Genomic DNA, 8,420 nt, shown 5'->3' on the forward strand with positions numbered 1-8,420 from the left:
CGCCCCGTCGACCCCGGCGAGGCGGTAGGAGCCGGCGACCATCCCGTCCGAGAGCGGTCGGGCGTCGAGGAACCGGCGGGCCTGCTGCACCTGGTCGTCGGGTGCGGGGCCGTCCTGGTCGTAGCAGCAGGCGAGCTTGTCGCACACGATCTTCAGGTCGGCCAGGTGCAGCGCGTGCGCGGCCTGCACCAGCGACCGTTCGGCCTCGTCCAGCTCGTGCGGGGTGAGCCGCGGCGGCAGGTCGGCGAGGGTCTTCACGATCAGCGCCACCTGCACAGGTGTCACCACCCCGGCGGCGCGAGCCTGCGCGAGGTGTGGGCGCAGCGGTGGTAGCGGTTCGCCGGAGAACGTGACCCGCGGGCCGCACTGCCGGGCGGCGGTCACCCGCTGCCTGGCCTCGCCGGCGGTGAGGCGCCACAACGCGGACAGGAACCCCGCGGTGGTGCGGGTCAGCTGCTTGTGCGGCAACTCGCGCCGCTCCACGTCGGTGACCACGGCGTCGTCGACCGTCCCGAGCGACCGCCGCAGCGCTTCCAGGTCACGGGCCAGGTCGATGAACTCGTCATCGCTCAACTGCCCGAACCCGCCACCGGCGGCGCACTCACCGAACGCATCGATCGCCTTGTGCAGCACCTCGAACCGCTCGAGGATCGCCGCATCAGTCATACCAGCAAACTAGAACAGGGGTACGACAATTTCGGTCGTGCTTCGGTGATCCAACCTGCTCGACACGCGGCATGGTCGCGCTCCGCCGCGAGAACGCGATAAGAGGTCGTCACGCGTTGGGACGTTCGGGCTCAGAGATGGTGACCTTGCCGGCGTCATCGGTAGTGAACTGCACGCTGCCGCGCCACCTGGGCAACTTGCGCTGGAGTGCGCGGAGAATGGCTATGGACTCCTCGTCAGAGATGCCGGACGTGATCCGCCAGTCGAGCCCGGAACCGACCACATCGCTTGCGAACACGACCTCGACCGCCAGGAGGGCTTGCCTCCATTCGCCGACGGTGAGCGCCTCACCTGCTTCGATCCGTGTCCAAAGTGCCCACGCTTCGCGGGATAGGCTCTCTGCGCTGGTGAAGCCCATGGCTGCGGCAAGCGCGTCCGTTGGATTGGCGGGACCGCCCCAATCCAGCAAGGCAGACCGGAGAAAGCATCGCTCTCTTTCGTCTAGGGAGACTGGCACGCGAGAGTCGTCACTCACGGGTCGGATGATGCCAGGCGCAGCGACCGTTCCGCCGCATGAGCAGGCGCTCCCATGGTCGCGATGAGAACCGCTACGTCATCGGCATGACGGCGCGCCGGCCAAGCTCGTCCGATCCCCTCCGAACTGGGGCATGGTCCGGCGCGCCCGGCCGGTTGACCGGTCGGTCACCCGATCGCCCCATCAGCTCCGCCACCTGCCGGTCGATGAGTGTCGACGCAGACCCGCGGTGACGCGGTCGGGTGTGACCGAGGAGCGCACATGACGGCTGACTGGCCGAGCGATGTCATCGTCGGCAGGGCAGGGATCTTCGACGCGGCCTGCGAACTGGTCGGTCATGAGTTGCTGCTGGCCGAGACGCCCCGCCACCGCGACGGCGACGCGCCGTCCGCGGTGGCCTCCGCGATCGATGCGATCGCCGACGGCCTGGACGCGTTGGCCGGCGGAGTACCGCTGTTCCTGGCCGCCGAACGCGAGACGTTGCTCGGGCACCACGGCACCGGGGCGCTCCCGGCCGGCTCCGTCCTGGTCATGCCGCCCCAGCTCGGCATCGACGACGAGCTGGTCGACGGGGTGCGTCGCCGGCTCGCGGAGGACCAACTCGGCCTCGCCCTCGACGAGGTCGATTGGGTTCCCGGTGTCGAGCACCTGCTGGAACTCGCCTCGGTGGTGCGGGTCGACCTGCAACGGCACACCGCCGCGGGTGCAGGTGCCGTGGTCGATCGCTGTCAGAGCTACGGCATCGCCCTGCTCGCACACGGCCTCGAGACCGACGCCGACCTGCAACTGGCCCGCGACCTCGGGTTCGACCTGTTCCAGGGCACCGCGGTGCGTCCCGCACACGTCGAGCGAGCCGGCGGCGGCAGCACCAACGTCGGCCGACTCCGCACGGTCGGATCGCTGCTGGGCGGCTCGCTCGACTTCGACGAGGTCGAGGAGGTGCTGCAGACCGAGCCGACGGTGACCTACCAGATCATGCGGTTGGCATCGCTCGGCCGCCCTGGTGAGACCCGGCGACGGATCGCCTCGATCCGCGACGCGCTCGTCATCGCCGGGCAGTGGCGCGTGCAGCAGTGGATGGCGCTGCTGATGACCCAGTCCGGCGACACCGGCGCGAGCGACCTCGTGCTCTGCACCCTGGCCCGCGCCCGCGCCTGCGAGCTGCTGGCCGCCGAGCGGTGGAACGAGTCAGCCGGTCGGGTCGGCTTCACGGCCGGCGTCGTCTCGTCCTTCGAGCAGCTGCTGCGGATCCCCGCGGACGAGATCGCCGACTCCCTCGAACTCTCCACCGAGCTGCGGGACGCCGCCTTCGGCTCGGTGCGGCCGTTGTCGCGCCTCGTCCGTGATGTCGTGCACCGCCAGACCGGCACGCGCGTCCCCCCGATGTCAGGCATCTCGCGGCGCGAGGTCGATGCCGCACTCGGGGCCGCGCATCGCTGGGCGCTCGACGTGACGGGTGTCCTGGCCGAGGCCGCCTGATCGCCCCTCCGGACGCGGCGGTTCAGTCGCGCGACCGATCGGCCGTTGTGGCAGGCACGGTCAGCGGTTCGAGCACGACGACGGCTGTCTCCGTGCCACGCAGGGCGGCGTACGCCTCGAGCTCCTTGTCGATGTCGGCCCATCGCGCCCACAACCGAGCACGCTCAGCGCCGCATGCACGACGCGCGCGCACCCGGAAGTTGCCGTCGCGCGTCTGTGCGGTCGCGTCGGGGTGGGTCTGCAGGTTCAGCCACCAGGCCGGTTCACCCGCGCCCCACCCGTTCATCGCCATGGTGACCAGCGCGTCGCCGTCGGCGAAGTAGCCGACCAGGACGCGCCTCGGCCGCCCGCTGCGTCGACCGGTCGTCGTCAGCCACAGCGTGCCCCACCCGCCCCGATCGGGGCGCCACAGGCCGAGGTGTCCGCGCGTCATCCGGACGATCGCCCGATGCACCCGCCAGAACGCCACGACGAACCACCGCGGTGGCAGCTTCGGCCGGCGCGAACGCGTGCCCGTCGGCGGGACGAGAGGACCCGGTGTCATGCCCCGACCGTGCGTCGCGGGCACACCACCACCCAGAGCACAACGACCCGTCCCTGCCCCCTGCCGCGCTGCATCGTCGGGACTGACAGGACGTCACCTCGTCGCCTCGCGCACGGGCGACACAGCTGCCTCACCCTGCCGAGCACCCAACAGCGTGCCACGCGCGAGCAGCGCGAAGTGCAGGCCCAGCACGACCTCGGGGTCGCCGAGGTCGACGCCGAGCACCCGCTCGACCTTGGTGATGCGGTCGTAGAGCGAAGCCCGCGAGATGTAGAGCTCGTCCGCCGCAGCCGTCTTGTTGGCACCGTGCCGACAGAGCACCTCGAGGAACTCGACCAGCCGGGTGCCGTGCGTGGCGTCGTGCGCGAGCAACTGGCCCAGCTCGCGCTCGACGTAGTCGCGCAGCAGTGGCTCGTCGCCGAGCGCGTAGACCAGACCCCGCAGCCGCAGGTCCGGTGGCCGGTAGTACGGCCGACCCCCCGGCAGGGTGCCGGCCGTGTCGGCCACCTGCCGCGCCTCACGCAGCGTGTGGTGGGCACGCTCGACTCCGGCGACGGTGCTGCCCGCGGCGACGACGAGGGTGACGTCGGGGCGGCGGTCGGTCGCGGCACGAAGGCGGGCGCTCAGCGTGGCGAGCGTCGCGTCGACGTCGGCGCTGCGGTCGTGCGACAGCAGCATGGCCACCCGCTGGTCGTCGAGCAGCCCGACCAGGGCGGGCACCTTCGCCGCGCGCAGCGCGGCGACCGCCTGGCTCGCGACGTCGCGCAGCAGTGCGGGCAGGTTGTCGCCGTCGAGGCGCACGACCACGCCGGTGAGCCGGCGGCGTTCGAGCGGCACGCCGAGCGCCTTCGCCCGCGCCGCCGTCTCCCCCGCCGCGTCGCTCGAGAGCACCAGCGCGGTGAGCAGCGTGCGGTGGGTCTGACGCTCGAGGCTGTCGAGGTCGCGCACGGTGAGCCGGTTGATGACGAGCGCCGTCGCCCCCCGCTCGAGCAGCATGCGCTCACGCGCCGTCGGTACGGCGTCGGCCACGAGCACCAACCGTCCCCACTCGCCGCCGCCCGGCGCGGCGACGCCGACGGCGAGCCAGTGCGGGTCGTCCTCGGCCTGTGCCTCGCGCGAACGGGCCTCCCAGCCGACCAGCACGTCGTCGGGTGCGTGGTAGGCGAGCACCTGGTGGGCCAGGTTCTCGTAGACGACGGGCCGTCGCGACATCTCGGCCACGAGGTCGACGACCTGCTGCGGGCCGTGCCCGGCGACCGAGAGGCGGGTGAAGGCCTGGTGGGCCTCCTCGGACGCGACCAGTTCCTGCATCCGCGCGTCCAGGATGAGGGTGTGCACGGCCTGCGTGACGGCCACGAACGGCGTCTCGCGCCGCAACTCGATGAGTGGCAGCCCGACATCGGCGGCGGCGGCGACCAGTTCGTCCGGCAGCGCCGCGCGGAAGCGCCGGCCGAGCTCGACGACCAGGCCGGCCACGCCCACAGCCTGCAGCTCGCCGACATAGGTCGCCCACTGCTCGGGGTCCGACGGCAGGGCGATGCCGGTGGTGAGGATCAGCTCGCCGCCCTCGAGCAGGTGCGCGATGTCGCTGACCTCGCTGACGTGCACCCAGCGCACGGGCCGCTCGGCCAGCACCTCGCCGCCCGCGCGCACCTGCGGGTCGCCCGCCTGCAGCGCGGGCAGGGCGAGCACTGTCGCCAGGGCGGGGAGTTCCACCCGACGGATCGTACGTCGCGCAACCCGGCAGAGCGTCGGATGATGCGGTCCGCGTCCAGACACTTCGTCGGTTACCGGCGCCATGATCGCCGACTAGCCTTCGCGCATGGTTCACCGCATCGAGCACTGGATCGACGGCCGCCGCGCGCCCGGCACCTCGGGACGGACCGGCCCTGTCTTCAACCCGGCCACGGGCGAGCAGACCGGTGAGGTCGACCTCGCCTCGGCCGCCGAGATCGACGCCGCCGTCGCGAGCGCGAAGGCGGCCGCTGCGGAGTGGCGGTCCGCGTCGCTCTCCCGCCGCTCGGCGGTGCTGTTCGCCTTCCGCGAGATCCTGCACGGCCGCGCCGACGAGCTGGCGCAGATCGTGACGGCCGAGCACGGCAAGGTGCTCAGCGACGCCCACGGCGAGATCGCCCGGGCCCTCGAGAACGTCGAGTTCGCCTGCGGCGTGCCGCAGCTGCTCAAGGGCGGGTTCAGCGAGCAGGCGGCGTCCGGGGTCGACGTCTACTCCATCCGCCAGCCGCTCGGCGTCGTCGCCGGCATCACCCCGTTCAACTTCCCCGCCATGGTGCCGCTCTGGATGGCCGCCAACGCGATCGCCTGCGGCAACGCGTTCGTCCTCAAGCCGTCCGAGAAGGACCCGTCGTCGTCGCTGTGGCTGGCCGAGGCGTGGAAGGAGGCCGGGCTGCCGGACGGCGTCTTCACGGTCGTCCACGGCGACAAGGAGGCCGTCGACGCCATCCTCGGCCACCCGGACATCGCCGCCGTCAGCTTCGTCGGTTCCACCCCGATCGCGAAGTACATCTACGAGACCGGCACCGCGAGCGGGAAGCGGGTGCAGGCCCTCGGCGGCGCGAAGAACCACATGGTCGTGCTGCCCGACGCGGACATCGACATGGCCGCCGACGCCGCCGTGTCGGCCGCCTACGGCGCCGCGGGCGAGCGCTGCATGGCCGTCTCGGTCGCGGTCGCCGTCGGCGACGTCGGTGACCGCCTGGTGGACGCGATCGCGGCCCGCCTCCCCAAGCTCCGGGTCGGCAACGGCGCCGACCCGGACTCCGACATGGGCCCGCTCGTCACCCGCGAGCACCGCGACAAGGTCGCGGGCTACATCGCCGCCGGCGCAGAGTCGGGCGCGAGTGTCGTGGTCGACGGACGCGAGGCGGACGTGCCCGCCGACGGCTTCTTCCTCGGCACCACGCTGCTCGACAAGGTGACGCCCGAGATGTCGGTCTACCGCGACGAGATCTTCGGCCCGGTGCTCTGCGTCGTGCGCGCGCAGACCTACGACGAGGCGCTGCGGCTCATCAACGCGAACACCTTCGCCAACGGCGTCGCGCTCTTCACCCGCGACGGCGGGGCGGCCCGGCAGTTCCAGTTCGACGTCGAGGTCGGCATGGTCGGCATCAACGTGCCGATCCCGGTGCCGGTGGCCTACTACTCCTTCGGCGGCTGGAAGGCGTCGCTGTTCGGCGACACCCACATGTACGGCCCCGAGGGCATCACCTTCTACACCCGCGGCAAGGTCGTCACCTCGCGCTGGCCGGACCCGGCCACCTCGGTGATCGACCTCGGCTTCCCCCGGACCCGCTAGGAGCGCGCCGTGACCAACCCATCGACGAACCCGCTGGCCGGCATCCCCGCCGACGAGGCGAGTGTGCGCAAGCTCGACCGGGCCCATGTCTTCCACTCGTGGTCGGCGCAGGCGCTCATCGATCCGCTGCCGATCGCGTCGGCGCAGGGGTCGTACTTCACCGACTACGAGGGCAAGCGGTACCTCGACTTCAGCTCGCAGCTGGTGAACGTCAACATCGGCTACCAGCACCCGCGGCTGATCGCGGCGCTGCAGGAGTACGCGGGCCGCATGACCACCGTGTCACCGGCGTTCGCCAACGACGCGCGCAGCGAGGCAGCGCGGCTCATCAGCGAGGTGGCGCCGGGCGACCTCGACCGGGTCTTCTTCACCAACGGCGGCGCCGAGGCGACGGAGAACGCGCTGCGCATGGCGAAGCTGCACACCGGGCGGCACAAGGTGCTCGCCGCCTACCGCAGCTACCACGGCGCGACGGCCGGCGCGATCAGCATGACCGGCGACCCGCGCCGCTGGGGCGCCGAGCCGGCGATGCCGGGCATCGTCCACTTCTGGGGGCCGTACCCGTACCGGTCGGCGTTCCACTCGACGACGCCCGAGGAGGAGACGCAACGGGCGTTGCAGCACCTGCGCGACGTCATCATGGTCGAGGGCGCGGCGACGATCGCGGCGATCATCCTCGAGACGGTCGTGGGCACCAACGGGATCCTGGTGCCGCCGCCGGGCTACCTCGCCGGCGTGCGCGGGATCTGCGACGAGTTCGGCATCGTGATGATCGCCGACGAGGTGATGGCCGGGTTCGGCCGCTGCGGCGAGTGGTTCGCGGTCGACCACTGGGGCGTCGTGCCCGACCTCATCTGCTTCGCGAAGGGCGTGAACTCCGGCTACGTGCCGCTCGGCGGCGTCCTCATCAACGACGCGATCAACGCCACCTTCCAGGAGCGCGCGTACCCCGGCGGGCTCACCTACTCCGGCCACCCGCTCGCGTGCGCCACGGCCGTCGCGTCCATCGAGATCTTCAAGGACGAGGGCGTCATCGACAACGCGCGCCGGCTCGGCACCGACGTCATCGGCCCCGAGCTCGCGAAGATCGCCGACCGGCACCCGTCGGTGGGCGAGGTGCGCGGCCTCGGCGTGTTCTGGGCCGTCGAGCTCGTGCTCGACCGCGAGACGCGCGAGCCTTTGGTGCCCTACAACGCGAGTGGAGCCGCCGCGGCGCCGATGAACGCCGTCGCCGCAGCCTGCAAGCAGCGCGGCATGTGGCCGATGACCCACTTCAACCGGCTGCACGTGGTGCCGCCGTGCACCGCCACCGAGCAGGAGGTGCGCGAGGGCCTCGCCGCGTTGGACGAGGCGCTCGACACCGCCGACGAGTACTACACCGGTTCGTGACCCAGAGGAGTCCCGCATGACGACCATCCGCGCCGCCATCACCCAGGTCGCCTGGACCGGCGACAAGGAGACGATGATCGCCCGCCACGAGGAGCTGGCGCGCGAGGCCGCCGCGAAGGGCGTGCAGATCATCGGCTTCCAGGAACTGTTCTACGGCCCGTACTTCGGCGCGGTGCAGGACCAGAAGTACTACGACTACGTCGAGACGATCCCCGGCGCGACCACCGAACGCTTCCAGGCGCTCGCCGCCGAACTGCACATGGTGATCGTGCTGCCGATCTACGAGATGGAGCGCGAGGGCGTCTACTACAACACCGCCGCGGTGATCGACGCCGACGGCACCCTGCTCGGCAAGTACCGCAAGCACCACATCCCGAACCTGCCGGCGTTCTGGGAGAAGTTCTACTTCCGGCCGGGCAACCTCGGCTACCCGGTGTTCGACACCGCGGTCGGCAAGGTCGGTGTGTACATCTGCTACGACCGGCACTTCCCGG

General features: G+C 71.5%; 8 protein-coding genes. 4 read left to right on the forward strand and 4 right to left on the reverse strand.

Translation table 11 applies throughout. The annotated features are described in order from the left end of the window. Together ACTHMS_RS06725 and ACTHMS_RS06730 are read right to left on the reverse strand one after the other, a co-directional pair. A partial coding sequence (locus ACTHMS_RS06725) for a DUF222 domain-containing protein (protein WP_440305896.1) occupies window positions 1-666 on the reverse strand: 666 nt, incomplete at its 3' end. 109 nt (window positions 667-775) lie between these two features. Continuing rightward, on the reverse strand, window positions 776-1,201 hold the full coding sequence (locus ACTHMS_RS06730; RefSeq protein WP_440305897.1) for a hypothetical protein: 426 nt from the start codon (window positions 1,199-1,201) through the stop codon (window positions 776-778). Between the two features lie 261 nt (window positions 1,202-1,462). On the opposite strand from ACTHMS_RS06730, the gene ACTHMS_RS06735 reads away from it, so the two are divergent. Then, the gene (locus ACTHMS_RS06735) at window positions 1,463-2,680 is read left to right on the forward strand and encodes an EAL and HDOD domain-containing protein (RefSeq protein WP_440305898.1); all 1,218 of its coding nucleotides are present in this window, start codon (window positions 1,463-1,465) and stop codon (window positions 2,678-2,680) included. 22 nt (window positions 2,681-2,702) lie between these two features. Here the strand turns inward: ACTHMS_RS06735 and ACTHMS_RS06740 are convergent, their stop codons facing one another. Both ACTHMS_RS06740 and ACTHMS_RS06745 read right to left on the reverse strand, forming a co-directional pair. Then, window positions 2,703-3,224 (reverse strand): nitroreductase/quinone reductase family protein, encoded by a 522-nt coding sequence (locus tag ACTHMS_RS06740; protein WP_440305899.1) that lies wholly within the window; start codon window positions 3,222-3,224, stop codon window positions 2,703-2,705. Between the two features lie 93 nt (window positions 3,225-3,317). Then, window positions 3,318-4,940 (reverse strand): PucR family transcriptional regulator, encoded by a 1,623-nt coding sequence (locus tag ACTHMS_RS06745; protein WP_440305900.1) that lies wholly within the window; start codon window positions 4,938-4,940, stop codon window positions 3,318-3,320. Window positions 4,941-5,046: 106 nt separating this feature from the next. Between ACTHMS_RS06745 and ACTHMS_RS06750 the strand changes: the two genes are divergently transcribed. The 3 genes from ACTHMS_RS06750 to ACTHMS_RS06760 form a co-directional block, all read left to right on the forward strand. Then, entirely contained in the window at window positions 5,047-6,537 is a 1,491-nt protein-coding gene (locus ACTHMS_RS06750; protein WP_440305901.1) for a CoA-acylating methylmalonate-semialdehyde dehydrogenase, read from the forward strand. A 9-nt stretch (window positions 6,538-6,546) separates the two neighbouring features. Further along, complete coding sequence (locus tag ACTHMS_RS06755) at window positions 6,547-7,926, forward strand: aspartate aminotransferase family protein (protein ID WP_440305902.1); 1,380 nt, start codon at window positions 6,547-6,549, stop codon at window positions 7,924-7,926. Window positions 7,927-7,942: 16 nt separating this feature from the next. After that, window positions 7,943-8,420 (forward strand): nitrilase-related carbon-nitrogen hydrolase (locus ACTHMS_RS06760; protein WP_440305903.1); only part of this gene is annotated, 478 nt, incomplete at its 3' end.

Source organism: Jatrophihabitans sp. (assembly GCF_051960575.1).
Taxonomy (GTDB): Bacteria; Actinomycetota; Actinomycetes; order Mycobacteriales; family Jatrophihabitantaceae; genus JBQCEE01.

Bases quoted from the DNA above. Each gene is read 5' to 3' on its own strand.
- ACTHMS_RS06735 (WP_440305898.1), top strand. From the start codon at position 1,463: ATGACGGCTGACTGGCCGAGCGATGTCATCGTCGGCAGGGCAGGGATC.
- ACTHMS_RS06740 (WP_440305899.1), bottom strand. From the start codon at position 3,224: ATGACACCGGGTCCTCTCGTCCCGCCGACGGGCACGCGTTCGCGCCGG.
- ACTHMS_RS06750 (WP_440305901.1), top strand. From the start codon at position 5,047: ATGGTTCACCGCATCGAGCACTGGATCGACGGCCGCCGCGCGCCCGGC.